This window comes from Coprococcus sp. AF16-22, assembly GCF_003461545.1.
GTDB classification, from domain to species: Bacteria; Bacillota; Clostridia; order Lachnospirales; family Lachnospiraceae; genus Coprococcus; species Coprococcus aceti.
The window spans coordinates 66477-83516 of sequence record NZ_QTXH01000009.1; the positions used below are offsets into that span (position 1 = coordinate 66477).

14 protein-coding genes and 1 pseudogene are annotated in these 17040 nt (G+C 46.3%); 13 read left to right on the forward strand and 2 right to left on the reverse strand.

The annotated features are described in order from the left end of the window. The 11 genes and pseudogenes from DWW60_RS10285 to rsmI form a co-directional block, all read left to right on the forward strand. Positions 1-2241: pseudogene (locus DWW60_RS10285) on the forward strand (hypothetical protein); the annotation flags it as partial. A gap of 47 nt (positions 2242-2288) precedes the next feature. Continuing rightward, positions 2289-3059, forward strand: coding sequence for a type I 3-dehydroquinate dehydratase (gene aroD / locus DWW60_RS10290; RefSeq protein ID WP_117875322.1), 771 nt, complete (start codon positions 2289-2291; stop codon positions 3057-3059). A 157-nt stretch (positions 3060-3216) separates the two neighbouring features. Beyond that, positions 3217-4263 (forward strand): 16S rRNA (cytosine(1402)-N(4))-methyltransferase RsmH, encoded by a 1047-nt coding sequence (gene rsmH, locus DWW60_RS10295; protein ID WP_117875323.1) that lies wholly within the window; start codon positions 3217-3219, stop codon positions 4261-4263. A gap of 63 nt (positions 4264-4326) precedes the next feature. Next, positions 4327-4482 carry a hypothetical protein gene (locus DWW60_RS13425; RefSeq protein ID WP_158565907.1) on the forward strand — a complete coding sequence of 52 codons (156 nt, stop codon included), beginning with the start codon at positions 4327-4329 and terminating at the stop codon, positions 4480-4482. Positions 4483-4689: 207 nt separating this feature from the next. Further along, entirely contained in the window at positions 4690-5718 is a 1029-nt protein-coding gene (locus tag DWW60_RS10300; protein WP_022217435.1) for an aldo/keto reductase, read from the forward strand. Between the two features lie 159 nt (positions 5719-5877). Further along, a complete protein-coding gene (locus DWW60_RS10305; RefSeq protein ID WP_117875324.1) occupies positions 5878-7524 on the forward strand; it encodes an aminotransferase class I/II-fold pyridoxal phosphate-dependent enzyme in 1647 nt (548 codons plus the stop codon). A gap of 94 nt (positions 7525-7618) precedes the next feature. Further along, a complete protein-coding gene (gene tmk, locus DWW60_RS10310) occupies positions 7619-8242 on the forward strand; it encodes a dTMP kinase (protein WP_055146089.1) in 624 nt (207 codons plus the stop codon). 69 nt (positions 8243-8311) lie between these two features. Continuing rightward, entirely contained in the window at positions 8312-9304 is a 993-nt protein-coding gene (locus tag DWW60_RS10315) for a DNA polymerase III subunit (RefSeq protein ID WP_015534369.1), read from the forward strand. After that, entirely contained in the window at positions 9304-10212 is a 909-nt protein-coding gene (locus DWW60_RS10320) for a PSP1 domain-containing protein (RefSeq protein ID WP_015534368.1), read from the forward strand. Before DWW60_RS10315 ends, DWW60_RS10320 begins: the two co-directional genes overlap by 1 nt. After that, positions 10187-11107 carry a tRNA1(Val) (adenine(37)-N6)-methyltransferase gene (locus tag DWW60_RS10325; RefSeq protein WP_117875325.1) on the forward strand — a complete coding sequence of 307 codons (921 nt, stop codon included), beginning with the start codon at positions 10187-10189 and terminating at the stop codon, positions 11105-11107. Before DWW60_RS10320 ends, DWW60_RS10325 begins: the two co-directional genes overlap by 26 nt. A gap of 78 nt (positions 11108-11185) precedes the next feature. Continuing rightward, positions 11186-12025: a 16S rRNA (cytidine(1402)-2'-O)-methyltransferase gene (gene rsmI / locus DWW60_RS10330; protein ID WP_022217439.1), complete on the forward strand. Its 840-nt coding sequence runs from the start codon at positions 11186-11188 to the stop codon at positions 12023-12025. A gap of 167 nt (positions 12026-12192) precedes the next feature. Here rsmI and DWW60_RS10335 read toward each other — a convergent pair whose 3' ends face one another. Both DWW60_RS10335 and alr read right to left on the reverse strand, forming a co-directional pair. Continuing rightward, positions 12193-13305: a DUF6688 domain-containing protein gene (locus DWW60_RS10335; protein WP_117875326.1), complete on the reverse strand. Its 1113-nt coding sequence runs from the start codon at positions 13303-13305 to the stop codon at positions 12193-12195. A gap of 31 nt (positions 13306-13336) precedes the next feature. Continuing rightward, positions 13337-14470: an alanine racemase gene (gene alr, locus DWW60_RS10340; RefSeq protein ID WP_022217441.1), complete on the reverse strand. Its 1134-nt coding sequence runs from the start codon at positions 14468-14470 to the stop codon at positions 13337-13339. A gap of 201 nt (positions 14471-14671) precedes the next feature. Here alr and iorA point away from each other — a divergent pair, with 201 nt between their 5' ends. Continuing rightward, on the forward strand, positions 14672-16465 hold the full coding sequence (iorA, locus tag DWW60_RS10345) for an indolepyruvate ferredoxin oxidoreductase subunit alpha (protein ID WP_199414459.1): 1794 nt from the start codon (positions 14672-14674) through the stop codon (positions 16463-16465). Then, entirely contained in the window at positions 16458-17030 is a 573-nt protein-coding gene (locus DWW60_RS10350; protein WP_055222410.1) for an indolepyruvate oxidoreductase subunit beta, read from the forward strand. The genes iorA and DWW60_RS10350 overlap by 8 nt, the downstream gene beginning before the upstream one ends. Positions 17031-17040: the final 10 nt, after the last annotated feature.

Consider the following 17040-nt stretch of genomic DNA (forward strand, 5'->3'; position numbering starts at 1 on the left):
CAGCAGTACGCAGGACAGTACGGCCAGCAGCAGTATGGAGCGAACCAGCAGTACGCAGGACAGTATGGCCAGCAGCAGTACGATGCAAATCAGCAGTTTGCGGGTCAGCAGTTTGCAGATCAGTACGGTCAGCAGATGAATGCACAGCAGAGTGTATATGATCAGACCGTGAACATGTATGGTGATCAGGCGCACAAGCCTGAGTCTCCAAAGAAGAGAAAGGGTATCAAGATAGCCATAATAGCAGTTGTGGCAGCGCTTGTTATCATAGCAGCATTTGTTGTTGTATTCTTCGTGTTCATCAAGAAGAGTCCTAAGGATGCGGTTAAGGACGCGATGGAGAACACAGCAAAGGAACTTGAGAACAATAATATTGTGGGTATCGTCGGAGCAGATGACATAGATGTCGACAAGCTGGACGTTCAGTCAGATTTTACCATCGACAAGGTTGCCGGAGATGGTAAGCTCGACGGTTCAACATTTACATTTGACGCAAGCACAGCCAAGAGCGACGGACAGAACAGCTTCAAGCTTGATTCTTCCATGACACTGGCAGGCGAGACAGTCAGTGCGGATGTTGTAATGATCGGTCAGACGCTCTATATGTCATGTCCTGATCTCTTTACCAAGACATTTTCATTTGACATGAACAGTGTTATGGCAGAGCTCGACAGCAAGGATGCGGGAGCCGGCGGTTCAGTTGACAGCGAGGCTCTTCAGAAGATCATAGATGAGGATCTCAAGCCGGCTGCAGATAAGCTTGCAGAGTCCATAACATATGAGAAGGTCGGCAAGGATGAGTTTACAAATGCAAATGGCAAGACTATCAAGGCAGACCACTACACAGTGACAATAACAACAGACGCTATAGATGAGTTCTCACAGGCACTGGTTGACTGTCTGAACAAGTACATGGACAGCAATCTGTCAGATGATATGATGGATCAGATGGGCGTTACAAAGGATCAGCTCAAGCAGTCCATCGGCACTATTCCATCTCTGGTCAGCGCAGTAATGACAAAGGATGCCGTTGCAAATGTATACGTAGAAAACGACAAGGTGATCCGTGTTGACTGGGATTATGATCTTGCAGCAGCAGGCGTTAAGCTTTCATTCACAGCAGATTACATGGGTGACGGAAATGTCACATCAGATGCTGTAACAAAGATAGCACTTACATACGGTTCAGATGTAAATATAGAGCTCAAGAGTGAGTCAAAGACTGACACATCAGGAGATAAGATATCAACTGACAAGAAGTACACATTATCAGCAATGAGCGGCGGAGAGAGCCAGGAGTTCACAGGAAATGTGACATCAGACTATGACAAGAACAGCGGTAAGATGAGTGGAAGCATATCTGTTGATGTACAGGGTGAGACTGCTCAGGCTGCATTTGAGGGTGTCCTTGCAGATGTCAAGAAGGGCGAGTCATTCAGCATAAATGATGCAAAGCTCACAGTTACAGTATCAGGCGAGGATGTTCTTCAGTGCTCAGGAAATCTCAAGGTAGCAGAGAAGGACAACAAGATAGAGGCTCCTGCAGCAGGAGATGTGGTTGATTACTCAGTTCTCAACAGTGATGATGTAGATCAGTACATCAACATGGATAAGATGGAAAAGATCGTATCAGCATGGAGCGAGATATTTGACTCAGTAAGTGTTGACAGCAGACTTGACGGAAAGTTCGGCACCGACTCAAAGGATACTGAGGAGGAAGAGCCTGAGACAACAGAGGCAGCTACAACAGAGGAAGCAACCACAGAGAAGTCAAATGACAGCACAGAGGAGGAAGACCTTTCAAAGGTTACATTAAGCCTTGGCGATAAGTCAGTAAAGATCAATGATCCAAAGGGATACGAGAGAAGCTATGCTTCAGAGTATACCATATCTTATAATGATGAGAAGGGCGATGTATATGCAAGCTATTCTACATATACACACTATTCAGCAAGTGATCTTGTGAAGAACATGAAGGATACTTACACAGAGTATTACAACGATGAGAACTCCAAGGTCAACGAGATGACAGATGGCACAGTGAAGGCAAAGGATGGCACAGAGGTAACATATCTTGTGATACAGCTCACATCATATGATATGGACAGAACAGAGGTGCTGTTGGTATATCCTACAGGCGAGGATGTAGTTACATGTTCTATCAGCTACTGGGATAAGGTCGACAAGGTTGACGCGCAGAAGCTGTGTGAGACATTCATGGATGCAATAGAGATAAAGTAATAGCTGTACAGCGTGCAGGGAAAATGTGAAAAAGGCAGGAGACAGTGATGAAGGTCGTTAATGTGAAGAATGTGGCGATAGGAGAGGGAATGACTAAGATCTGTGTACCTCTGGTAGCTCCGACGGATTATGATGTGGACTATCAGTTGAGGATCATAGCGAAGTCGGAACCGGACATGGTGGAATTCAGAGCGGATATGTACGAGAAGTGCTTTGACAGAGAGGCACTTATGAAGACTCTGGCGAAGATCCATGATAAGCTGGGGCAGTTCCCTATTATATTTACATTCCGGACAAAGGGTGAGGGTGGCTGCATGGATGCAACACTCAGCCAGTATCACGACCTTCTTATTGACGCTATAGACAGTGGATATATAGACATCGTGGATATAGAATATTTCTCCGACATGGAGATTGTGGATGAAGTCATAGCGGAGGCTCATTCCAAGGGCGTGTATGTCATAGTGTCCAATCATGATTTCAAGACTACTATACCTATGGAACAGATAGTTGACAGATTTAAGTCCATCATATTCACAGGTGCAGATATAGCCAAGATAGCCATGATGCCTGAGGAGGGATCGCAGGTCGTAGATATGATGCAGGCTGCAAAGGAACTGCAGGATAGTGGAAATCAGACCCCTCTCATAGTTATATCCATGGGTGAACTTGGTGTGGAGACAAGAACCACAGGAGAGATGTATGGCAATACGATATCATTTGCCACAGCGGGCATACCTTCCGCCCCTGGACAGATATCTGTGGATGCACTCAGGAGCCAGCTCACCATGATACATCACATTATAGCTGGTAAATAATAATAATTATATGATGCTATTATTCTGGAAGTCACGGATGAATGCCGTGGCTTCCATTTTTTTAGTGTTGTGTGGCTTGTTTCGCAGATATATGGTATTATGACATAAATGTTCCGGGGCCTTGTATGGCAGACGGCGGCTAAGGAGATAAGAATATATGGAAGAAAAGATACACAAGAGGAGAGTGCACTACAGTGGCACCCATCCGAAGAGGTTTGAGGAGAAATACAAGGAGCACGATCCTGAAAAATATGCGGATACGATAGAGAAAGTCATAAGCAAGGGAAGTACCCCGGCAGGGATGCACATTTCAATATGTGTAAATGAGATACTGGATTTCCTTCAGATACAGCCGGGACAGCAGGGGCTTGATGCGACACTGGGCTATGGTGGTCACACAAGGCGTATGCTTGAGAAGCTTCAGGGGAAAGGTCATATGTATGCACTGGATGTTGATCCTATAGAGATAGTGAAGACGAAGCATAGACTGTCTGAAGCTGGATACGGAGAGGATATACTCACGATAAAGCAGACAAATTTCAGGAATATCGACCAGGTGGCAGAGGAGGCCGGGGGATTTGATTTTATCCTTGCGGATCTCGGAGTGTCTTCCATGCAGATAGACAATCCAGACAGGGGATTCACATACAAGTTTGATGGACCACTTGATCTGAGGCTTGATCCGGAGAAGGGTGAGTCGGCGGCGGAGCGTCTACGAGAGGTTTCGTATGAGGAACTCGTTGGGATGTTCCAGGAGAACTCGGACGAGCCTTATGCGGAGGAGATCGCCACGGTCATCATGAAGAGAAACCGAACTAAGAATTATGTGGAGACCACCACGCAGATGAAGGATGCCATCGAGGAGGCATTGGCATTTGTGCCGGAGAAGGACAGAAAAGAGGCTGTGAAGAAATCCTGTCAGAGGTGTTTTCAGGCTCTGCGAATAGATGTGAACAGTGAGTTTGAGGTTTTGTATGATTTCCTTGACAAGCTGCCGGATGCGCTCAGACCTGGTGGAAAAGTGGCGATACTGACATTCCATTCAGGTGAGGACAGACTGGTGAAGAGGGCGTTCAAGGCTGGGGTGAAGGCTGGTGTTTACAGCGAAGTCAGCAAGGATGTCATCAGACCGTCAGCGGAGGAGTGCGCCCGCAATCCGAGGGCAAGATCGACGAAGATGAGATGGGCTGTAAAAGCAGAATAAAGGACACAGAAAGGCGACATCGTCTGTATATCATGTTAATATGATGACAGGGGATGTCGCCTTTTGGACATATGTTTCAGATGTATTGTGGCTGACTATTTCATAGGAGTTGAGGCAAGTGAGATGAATGTGAGCTGCGCCTGTGATGGCATACAGGCAGAGGAAATGCTCTATGAGAATCGGTATGATCTTTTTTCGGTGGAGATAAGCTCCCAGTAAATGCGTAACAGGCATATAGAGGATAGTAAAAATGTCCGGGATAATTTAGGTAGGACATTTATAGAAATCATAATAAAATTTTCATATATAATACAAAAATATTCATATTTTTTTGATGTAATCGGTATGATATACTTCAAAATGTAGTGATAACTTGCATATATACGAAGAAACCATCGTAAGGATAATTTTAAGAGAGGTATCAATATGGGAGATTATAAGGCAGCAGAGAATAGATATAAGAATGTTGAGGGAACAGGATTTTACAGACATTGCGGCAAGAGCGGTCTTATGATGCCGCCTCTGGCACTTGGACTCTGGCACAACTTTGGAACAAATGACGATTACGAGAATATGAAGAAGATGTGCTTTACCGCATTTGACAACGGAATAACACATTTTGATATAGCAAACAACTATGGCCCGGTGTATGGAAGTGCAGAGGAGAACTTTGGAAAGATACTCAGAGAGGAACTGGGTGCGTACAGGGATGAGCTGATAATCAGCACTAAGGCCGGATTCGATATGTGGGAAGGCCCTTACGGCAACTGGGGCAGCAGAAAATATCTCATAGCAAGTCTTGACCAGAGCCTTAAAAGACTTGGCATCCCATATGTGGATATATTCTATCATCACAGAATGGATCCGAACACTCCACTCGAGGAGACCATGGGAGCATTGGCGCAGATAGTGAAGAGTGGAAAGGCACTTTATGTCGGACTCTCCAACTATGACGGACCTACCATGGCAAAGGCGGAGCGCATACTTGATGAGCTTCATGTGCCATTTGTGATAAATCAGAACAGATACAGCATACTGGACAGATCTGTCGAGAACAATGGGCTTCTGAAGCAGACATACGCATCAGGCAAGGGACTCATATGCTTCTCGCCTCTGGCACAGGGAATGCTGACAGACAGATATCTGAAGGATATGCCGGCGGACAGCAGGGCAGTGAAGGACGGAAGATTCCTTCATGAGGATCAGGTGCTTGAAACTAGACCTCTCCTCAACCAGTTAAATGAGATCGCAGCCGGATATGATATGAAGCTATCAGAGCTTGCCATCGCATGGCTGCTGAACAAGCCGGAGGTCACAACAGTGCTGATCGGTGCTTCAAAGCCTGAGCAGATCATCAGCAATCTCAAGGCTGTTGAAAAGCAGGCACATACAGTCATGACCGATGACGAATTACAGAAGATCGAGGATGCCGTTGCAGCATTTGAAAGATCATAAAATAGGCAAAACTTTTTTTATACCCCCTCGCAGGAGAAGCCGGATAGAGCTTCTCCTGTTTTTTATATCTGTGCAGACGTTGGGAGAAGTCTGTGCTGTTACAAATACATAAAAGTATGGTATTATATCACACAGAATCTATGTTACGGAGAAAAACTGGTGAAAGAATATATAAATGAAGCACTTGAAAAATATATAGAGAAGGGTACATACCCGTGGCACATGCCTGGGCACAAGAGACAGCCGATAGAAGCCGTCCAAAATGTTGATAACATTTCAAAATCCCGGGAAAACTTCTGGAACGGGGTGTATGCACATGATTTCACTGAGGCTAAAGATCTTGACGACATGCATGAGCCGGAGTTGTTCATAGCGGACAGTATTGCCGAGATGAAGAATGTGTATGGAACATTTGCAACATATATGCTGGTGAACGGTTCCACATCCGGACTTATGACAGCTATACACGCCACCTGTCACAGGGGAGACGTGATACTTGCGGCAAGAAACTGCCATAAGGCGGTGTACAACGCTATCTGTATGTTGGAGCTTGAGCCCGAGTATATAGTGCCGGATTATGTGAGTATGAGCTGGCCTGACGGTGTGGGTCAGAATGAAGTCGGAGCAATATCGAATGGAATGTCAGATGATGGAGAAGATGACTGCGAAATATCGGAAATGATGGCTCCAGGCGATGAAGATGATCGTGAAATGTCAGAGAGGACAGACATACTGGGTGACATATCGCCGGATAAGCTGGAGCTTGCTCTTAAGGAATTGGTAGCAGATGACAGAAAGCCGAGTGCTGTGATCATCACATCCCCGACATACGAGGGTGTTATATCAGATATACGGGGCATAGCAGAGGTAGTACACAGGTATGGAATATATCTTATAGTCGATGAAGCACAGGGAGCACATCTGAACTTCATGGAAGGACATGAGACTGCCATGAAGCAGGGGGCAGATATTGTCATCGAGAGCCTGCACAAGACCATGCCGGCACTCACACAGACATCACTTCTTCATGTGATGAATCCTGAGCTTGATGAGAGGGTTAGAAGATATCTGCAGATATTCCAGACATCTTCGCCTTCATATATATTTATGCAGAGCATGGAGAAGGCAGTTGCATTTGGCGCAAATAACAGAGATGAATTTGCCAGGTATGGGCGGAGGCTTGAGGCATTTGCCGGGAAATGTGATGGGCTCAGAAATATACGGCTGTTCAGACCTGATGCTTCCTCAGTGAAAAATGATGAGATCTGTAATGCGTGTAAAGTGTTCGACCGTGATGAGGGCAGGCTGGTATTTGTCGTGAGACCGGGAACTGTAGACGAGTCGGGACAGAAATTTACAGGGGTTATGCTTGCTGAAATTCTGGCGGACAGGTATGGGTTGATTGTTGAGATGGCATCGGTGAGTTATGTCATTTGTATATCATCTGTTGTGGACAGTGCAGACAGTTATGATATACTATTTAATGCGGTGGCTGAGATAGACGGGAACCTTGGCTATGAGCCGGATAAAACAGACCGGCAGGAGCTGGATATCATATCCGGCAGAAGGTCAGCTATGCCGCCGGGAACCGCGTGGGACAGACCAGTGGAGAGCGTGCCGATTGAGGGTGCGGCTGGAAAGGTGTCGGGGGCATTTGTATATGCATATCCGCCGGGAATACCTGTGCTGGCGCCGGGAGAGGTCGTTGACCGGCAGGCGGTGAACGGAATAAAGTCCATGATAGACAGCGGACTTAATGTGGCAGGAGTCAATGACGGTTATATCAAAGTGCTGTGCGGAGAATGATATGTAGCATTATGATCTGGAAGGTTTGATAAGAATCACAATATAAATATGAAAGGTGTACATGTGCAGGAACAGCATATGGCAGGGTTAGGATATGAAAGGAATATTTATAACTATAGAGGGCCCGGACGGAGCGGGCAAGACCACACAGAGGGAGCTGCTTAAGGAATATCTGGAGAAGAAAGGCTATGACGTGCTGATAACCAGAGATCCGGGGGGAAATCCCATAAGTGAGGCGATCCGCGAGGTTATATTGAACAAGGATTTTACAGAGATGGGATATATGACTGAGCTGCTTCTGTATGCTTCGGCGAGAGCCCAGCTTGTGAAAGAGAATATCAAGCCTGCACTGGATGCCGGTCAGGCGGTGATTGCAGACAGATTTGTGGACTCATCCGCTGTGTATCAGGGAATCGGAAGAGGACTCGGAGTTGACACGGTGTATAAGGTAAATGAATTTGCACTTCAGGGAATCATGCCGGATATGACATTCCTCATGGATCTTGACGCCCAGGAGGGAATATCCAGAAAGAAGAACCAGGCTGAACTTGACAGAATGGAGAATGAAAAAATGGAGTTCCATCAGAAGGTCGTGGATGGATACCGCATGCTTGCGGATATGCACACTGAGAGAATAGTGAAGATAGACGCTACTTTACCTATTGATGAGATTCATGGTATAATAGTAGGGTATGTAGAGAAGAAACTTAATCTTTAATATATTTTGATTTTGGAGAAGGTCAGAATAGACATACAGAAACAATTAATTGTAAGGGGGTTGGTATATATGATAGATTTCACAGACATAATCGGACATGAGGACATAATACGCCACTTCAAGAGTAGCATTGAGCTGGGTAAGATATCCCAGGGCTACATCATCAATGGCGAGACAGGAAGTGGAAAAAAGACCCTTACCAGGGCGCTGGTCAAGACTCTCCAGTGTGAGGAGGGCGGTACAGAGCCATGTAATCATTGTAAGTCATGTCTTCAGTGTGAGACGGGAAATCAGCCTGATATCGTGTGGGTGACCCACGACAAGCCAAATGTGATCTCGGTTGAAGAGATACGTGATCAGGTGAATTCTGATATTGATATCAAGCCTTATAGCAGCAGATATAAGATATATGTTATAGAGGATGCACAGCTTCTGAATGTAAATGCACAGAACGCTTTGTTAAAGACGATCGAGGAAGCTCCGTCCTATGCAATAATCATACTGCTCACCAACAATCTTGATAAGATGCTTCAGACTATACAGTCCAGATGTATAGTGCTGAATGTGAAGCCTGTCAGAGAACATGATATACTTGATTATCTCATGAATGAGCTGAAGCTGGACAAGCAGAAGGCTGACTTCTGTATGGATTTTGCCCAGGGCAATCTGGGAAAGGCCATCAGGCTTGCAACTAGTGATGAGTACAAGGAGATCAAGGAAAATGTGGTGAAGTTCATGAGACATATAAGTGATATGTCGGTTGATGACATGATATTTGCCATTAAGAATATGGAGCTGTACAAGCTCAAGGTAAGTGACTACATCGATCTGATGATGATGTGGTACAGGGACATTCTTATGCTTAAGGTGTCCAATAACCCGGGCCGGTTGATGTTCAAGGAGTATTATTCTGATATAAGAAAGCAGTCCTCACACATCAGCTATGAGGGTATAGAAAAGGTACTCAAGTCTATGGACAAGGCCAAGGTCAGACTTGAGGCGAATGTCAGCTTTGACATTGTCATGGAGCTTATGCTCCTAACCATGAAGGAGAATTGTTAATGAAAGAGATTATAGGAGTTCGTTTCAGACCAAACGGTAAGATATATTATTTTGATCCACAGAACTTTGAGGTCGAGGCCGGCAGTTTTGTCATTGTCGAGACCGCAAGGGGTGTGGAGTACGGCAAAGTGGTTCTGGGAAGACGAGAGGTAGAAGAGGGCAAGATAACGGCGTCACTCAAGCCGATCATAAGAATTGCCACAGAGGATGACACCAGAAGATACGAGGATAACAAGAAGAAGAGCAAGAGAGCATTTGGCATATGTCTTGAGAAGATCGCAAAGCATAAGCTGGACATGAAGCTCATCGAGGCTGAGTATACATTTGACAACAATAAGGTGCTGTTCTACTTCACAGCAGACAGGAGAATCGATTTCCGAGAGCTGGTAAAGGATCTGGCATCTGTGTTCAAGACAAGAATAGAGCTCAGACAGATCGGTGTCCGCGATGAGACCAAGATGGTTGGCGGAATCGGCATATGTGGAAGGGAGCTCTGCTGTAACAAGCATTTGTCGGAGTTCGTTCCAGTATCAATCAAGATGGCAAAGGAGCAGAACCTGTCACTGAATCCTACTAAGATATCCGGTGTGTGCGGAAGACTTATGTGCTGTCTGAAGCATGAGCAGGATACTTACGAGTATCTGAATGAGAAGCTTCCGAATGTAGGAGATTTCGTCAGGACCATAGATGGCAACAAGGGCGAGGTCATGTCAGTGAACGTTCTCCGACAGAAGGTTAAGATCGTGGTGACAGACAAGGATGACAACAAGGAAGTTATGGAGTATCCTGTGGCTGAACTCAAGTTCAAGCCTAAGAGAAGAAAGAATTCAGAGAGACTCAGCGCTGAGGAGTACAAGGCACTTGAGGCATTGGAGGACAAGGGTGGAAAGTCCAAATTTGACGATTAGACCGGAAGTGGTTATAAAATCCTGTGAGAGGATAGATGACCTGCAGTGCAAGGGTTATCAGATCATACAGAACAGCGGAATGTTCTGCTTTGGGATGGATGCTGTGCTGCTGGCAAACTATGTGAGATTTAAGCGCGGTGGCAGATATCTGGATCTCGGAACGGGAACAGGTATCATACCTATACTTCTTGCTGCAAAGGAGTATGGGGATGAAGCTCTTACCAGAGATGAGAGACTTGCTGGTTTGAATGCCTATGATTATAGATCCTCACATGATTGTATTGCCGTAGATGGAGTTACTAATTCGGATGCAGGGGTGAATCAGCAGCCTAGCGGTAAAATGGCAGATGGAGCACGGTTTATAGGCATAGAGCTTCAGCCTGCATGTGCGGACATGGCGGCAAGGAGCGTGAGCCTCAATGGGCTTGACGGTTTAGTGCGAATAGATAACGGAGATATAAAGGAGGTCTCTTGTAACTACAAGAAGGCCTCCTTTGACATAGTGACCTCAAATCCGCCATACATAAAGGGCAGTCACGGTCTGGAGAATCCGGATGCTCCGAAGAACATAGCGAGACATGAGGTGCATGTGACGTTGGATCAGGTGGTGGCAGCGGCAGAGCATGCCCTTAAACCCGGCGGAAGTTTTTATATGATACATAAGCCGTTCAGGCTGGCTGAGATATTTGAATGCCTGCATGAGCACAGGCTTGAGCCAAAGAGGATGCAGCTTGTACATCCATACATAGATAAGGAGCCAAACATGGTCATAGTGGAGGCCGTTAAGGGTGGCAACTCCATGATCAAGATTGATCCGCCTATGATAGTCTACAAAGCTCCGGGAGTGTACACGGAGCAGCTGCTGGCGACGTATGAAGGCAGTGCAAAGCGGTAACAGGCAACGGCTGCAGCATGAAAGTGAAAAATGTTGTAAACACCCTAATGTACATATTACAGATAGTGAGGTTTATATATGGCAGGCAAATTATATCTGGTGGCAACACCCATAGGAAATCTTGAGGATATGACATATAGAGCCGTCAGGGTTCTTTCCGAGGTGGATGTGATAGCGGCGGAGGATACGAGGAACAGTATCAAGCTGCTCAATCATTTCGAGATCAAGACTCCCATGACGAGTTATCATGAATACAATAAATACGACAAGGCGAAGGTTCTCGTTGAGAAGATGCAGCAGGGACAAAGCGTTGCAGTTATCACTGATGCCGGAACTCCGGGTATATCTGATCCCGGGGAGGAGCTTGTGAGACAGGCTCTTGCCGCAGGGCTTGAGGTTACACCGGTGCCGGGGGCGTGTGCATGTATATCGGCGCTCATCAGCTCAGGACTTTCGACCAGAAGATTTGCATTTGAGGCGTTTCTGCCGTATGACAAGAAGGACAGGGCGAGGGTTCTTGAGGAGATGAAGCGAGAGACTAGGACCATGGTGATGTATGAGGCGCCCCACAAGCTTAAGAAGACTTTGGTGGAACTCATGGAGACACTAGGTGACAGGCATATCACGCTTGCCAGAGAGATCACCAAGAAACATGAAACCATAGAGCCTATGATGCTCTCTCAGGCGATAGCTCGTTACGAGGGGGAAGATCCGAGAGGAGAATTCGTCATAGTGATAGAAGGGCTTGATGTGAAGAAGCTTGAGGAGGAGAAGAAGAGCTCGTTCGAGGCTATGTCCGTGGAGGAACATGTCCAGATGTACGTTGATCAGGGTATGTCCAAGAAGGATGCGATCAAGCAGGCGGCTGTAGACCGCGGAGTCCCTAAGAGGGATGTGTATAATGCGGTGATGAAATAGAAAACGGAGGTAGATTGGTGTCAGGTGCGGATAAACAAAAGTTTATCTGTACCTGACACTTCTTGCTTAAAAATCTCCTTCATTTCAGATTTATCTCCATCATTTTATCAATAAATGATGGAGATAATAATAGACATGATGGAAATAACACTCCCCATATTCACACCTTATCTTTTGAATTGTAAAACATACTGGTTTCTTATTCTCTGTTCCGGTCTGACATCAACCAGATATAAGAATAATAAAAATATCCATTCCAATGGTTTCATTATAATATAAACAACATCTGCTCTAAGAGGATTTGTTATGAGTTTCGACAGTGGATAGCCGTATGTATCATATATGTGGCGAACCATCCTGTGAAAACTTGGAAATTTTATCTGAATCACTTCTTCAAATGCGTTGGCAATACATAATTGCCTGTTTACAATGATCGTTGCACCTCTCCTGCTTCCAAATCTAAGCGGTTTCACAACTTTTTTGTGCCCACCGGCGGCTACCGTACAAAGATAATGTCCTTCGTAATCTGATGGCGGTGGTGGTGTCTGCTTTGAAAATGTCCAATCTGCAGTATCTGTAAATGCCTTAATCGGAGCATCCAGTCCCTGACCAATTAGGACAAATATAATCTCGATAATTGCCACAACCAGAAACAGTGCAACAAAAATTACAAAGGTGTACCTGGATAAGCTGTTAATGATATCGTAAAATTTCTTGAAACGTATATTGTTATCCTGTGCTGCTGCTCTGTTTTTAAAGATTTCTACCTGTTGCAGCATATGCCTCTGAATTGCTCTTGCAGATAACAGCAATATGTTGAAATGATAAACATAAAATGACAATTCTAAGGGATTATTGATATTTTTAGATAACTGAACAGCAAACGTAATCTGCAATATATTAAGCAGGATAATAAAGGAAATTGCAACCGCGGATACTAATGGCGGCAGTCGGTCTGCATTTATGTATAACAACACAAAATATGCAGCAAATCCTAATAAAGCAACCCAGGAAATTCCCCAATACCCGGAAGAAATCACATAGTGAAATTGCATAGTATTAACCTGTTCATACCAGTCGCCGGCTGTATCATACGTTATCGCAAACAGCATCAGATATAACAGGCCGCCAACCAGAACGGTTACGGTTGAGATAAGCTTTTCCTTTTTTGGTTTGGCAGAAAAACAATTGTAAATATTCCAGACTGTTAAAGTTCCGGGTATAACAAATGCGACTATACCGAAAAATAAAAATATTAATATGTCGTTCAAATGAAACATTTACAAATCTCCCTTTCCCCAATACTGCCGATCAGATATCCCCATTTATATACACCCTCGGAACCCTCACCGATATGTTGCACACGATCACATCCACATTGGTGTCAAGCATATTTGCCATGTCCTCGATGGACATGCCCTCACCGAGAAGGGTTACAGTGTCGCCGCGCTGTACATCCGGGATGTCTGTGACGTCCGCCATGCACTGATCCATACATACGCGTCCGATGATCGGTGCCTCATGACCATTTATGATGACCTTGCCCTTGTTGGACAGGTAACGGCTGTATCCGTCTGCAAATCCAACCGGAAGTGTGGCGATCTTTGTAGGCCTTTCAGTGACAAATGTTCCGCCGTATCCAATCTCAGATCCGGCAGGAACCTCCTTCACCATGGCAACGTATGTGTACCAGCTGAGGATCTCCTGAAGTCCTGAATTCTTCCAGTCAAAATCATCAGAAGGAGTGAGACCATAGAGGATATCACCGCATCTGACTGCGTCGAGCTGTGCCTCAGGCAACATCAGTATGGCAGGGCTGTTGGCTACGTGGTGCTTTGGTATGACAACCCCCATTTTCTCAAGTTCATTTACGGCGTGGAGGTATAGGTCAAGCTGCTTTCTTGCACTTGTGTGGTCGCCCTCGTCTGCCCTTGCAAAATGTGTAAATATACCTGTTACGTTCAGGTCATCCATCTCGCAGATCTTCTTTATAGTGTCAAATGATTCCTGACATACCGGGAATCCTATTCGGTTCATACCGGTGTTCAGCTTTATCTGGACATTCTGTTTCTTGCCGGCTCTTCTTGCAGCGGCAGCCATGTTCTCAGCACCCTCCATTGAAAAGACAGTGAGATCAAGGTCGTACTTTGCGGCCTCATCCAGCATGTCATCTGCTGTATCGCCGAGGATAAGGATAGACTCTGTGGCCCCCGCGTCCCTGAGCATCTTTCCCTCTTCCCAGATGGCAACGGCGTAGCTGTCTATGCCACATTCCTTGAGTGTCGGGTAAAGTCCTGCAATACCGTGGCGGTATCCATCGCCCTTCATGACAGCGATAAATTCAACACCCGGTTTCAGTCTTGATTTTATGTTGGCAATATTGCTCCTGAGCTTTGCCAGATCTATAACGGCAGCAGTTCTGCCGGCAAATGGTCTGTTGTTCATGGTTATTCTCCTTCTATAAAAATTCAAGAAATATTGTATCACATATGCATGTTAAAAAGAAGAGCATGAATTAGAAGGGGCAGCACCACTTTATAACAGTAAAGTGGTGCTGCCCCGAATATTTGTTGTCATTGAAAGCCGTGGAGGGTATAATATCGAAATATAAGAGAAATTATAAATGACTTGGAAGGTAGTATTGTTATGAGAAAAGAATATGTTATGGGTAACGGAGCCATAGCCCTAGGCGCACTTGCGGCGGGACTGAACCTGGTGGCGGGATATCCGGGAACCCCGTCTTCGGAGATATTGGAGACAGTGGCGAAATATCCGCATGACGGAGTACATGTGGAGTGGTCGGTAAATGAGAAGGCGGCCATGGAGGTTGCTGCCAGTGCATCATACAGTGGAGCGAGGACGCTTGTGACCATGAAACAGGTGGGCCTCAACGTGGCATCGGATCCGATTATGTCGCTGGCGTATGTCGGGATAAAGGGCGGAATGGTCATCGTGTCTGCGGACGATCCGGGACCGATATCGTCACAGACGGAGCAGGATACGAGGATGTTTGCGGACTTCTGCAGGATCCCGGTATTTGACCCGTCGACTCCTGAGGAGGCATATCAGATGATACAGGATGCATTTGACTACTCGGAGAAATACAAGACCCCTGTTTTGTTCAGACCGACAACCAGAGTGTGTCATGCATACGCATCCATAGAGGTAAAAGACGAGTGGAAGGCAAAGGAATATGAGGGATTTGTAAAGGATTCAAAGAAATGGGTCATCTTCCCGAGATTGTCATTTGCCAATCATGCAATGATAGAAAAAAGAAATGTAGAGATTGGGGACGACTTCGGCAGCTATTCCATGAATACGGTGGAGGGCAGCGGCAGCAAGGCGGTATTCGCATCGGGAATCAGCTACTGCTATGCAAAGGAGACACTTAAGAACGTGCCTGATGTGAAGCTGGTCCGTATAGCAACCCCGCATCCGTTCCCAGAGCAGTTTGTGAAGGATGCGCTGGACGGAGTGACGGAGGTCATGTGTCTTGAGGAGCTCAGCCCATACATAGAGAATCAGATATTACGCCTTGCAGGCAGATATCATATGGATATAGATGTCAGAGGAAAGCAGACCGGGGATGTGCCGGCGAGCGGAGAGCTTTCTACCAACAAGGCTGCGGATATCCTGTGCGGTTTCCTTGACCTTGAGAAGACTTCCCAGGTGGATGTGTCAGATGCACCAGAGCTTCCTGTGAGACCTCCGGTGCTGTGTGCGGGATGCCCTCACAGAGCGTCATTCTACGCGGTAAAGAAGGCGATGGCTGGAAGAAAGAGCTACTTCTGCGGAGATATAGGATGCTATACACTTGGAAATGCCATGCCGCTTGACATGGTGGATACCTGTCTGTGTATGGGAGCCGGAATCACCATGGCGCAGGGCTTCCACTGGGTGGATGAAGATGGCGTGTGCTTTGCATTTGTGGGAGACTCCACATTCTTTGCATCGGGTATGACAGGCGTGGTAAATGCAGTTTACAATGATGCGAATATGATCCTGTGTGTGCTCGACAACTCGACCACAGCCATGACGGGACACCAGCCACATCCGGGAACAGGACGCAATATGATGGGTCAGTTCGTGGACAAGGTGAGCATACAGAAGGTGCTCGAGGGAATCGGAGTGAAGCAGATAGTCACTGTTGATCCGCTTGATCTTGAGGCCAGCGTGGCAGCAGTTAAGGAGTGTGCGGATATCAGGGGCGTCAAAGCGATCATTTTCAAGTCACCTTGTATAGCCATCACCAAGCCGTCGGGCAAGATGGAGATATCAGAAAAGTGCATACAGTGTAAGAAATGTATAAGAGAGATAGGCTGTCCTGCAATCATCCTGAAGGATGGCAAGGTGGCGATAGATGAAAGCCTGTGTACGGGATGCGGTCTGTGCTCACAGATCTGTCCGGTGGGTGCGATAGGAGGTGCTAGCAATGAATAAGGATATTCTGGTCTGCGGTGTAGGCGGACAGGGAACGGTTCTTGCGTCCAAGCTCATCGCATCGGCGTATATGGCAAAGGGTGAGACGGTACATTCGGCGGAGACCATAGGTATGGCACAGAGAGGCGGAAGTGTCACGAGCCATGTGAGGATCGGTGAGGCGTATTCGCCACTCATAGCCCAGGGCGGTGCTGACATTATACTTGCGTTTGAGCCTGCAGAGGCTGTGCGCAATCTGGCTTATCTGAAAAAGGGAGGAATCGTCATCACCAACAACGTCCCGGTGAAACCGGCGACTGACTCGCTCATGAATTCAGGCTACGAGGCACAGCCGATGCTTGACTACCTGAAGGACAAATGCGATTGCATAGTCATGGATGGCGCGGCGATAAGCCGTGAATTTGGTTCGGCAAAGTTCTACAACATAGCACTCCTCGGGGTTGCAGCAGCCAGCGGCAGACTGGGACTTGACGAGGCGGATATCATATCAGCCATTGAGAATGGAGTGAATCCGAAGTTTGTAGAGGTGAACAAGAAAGTATTTGAATATGCGATGAAGATGTAGTTGGCGATGG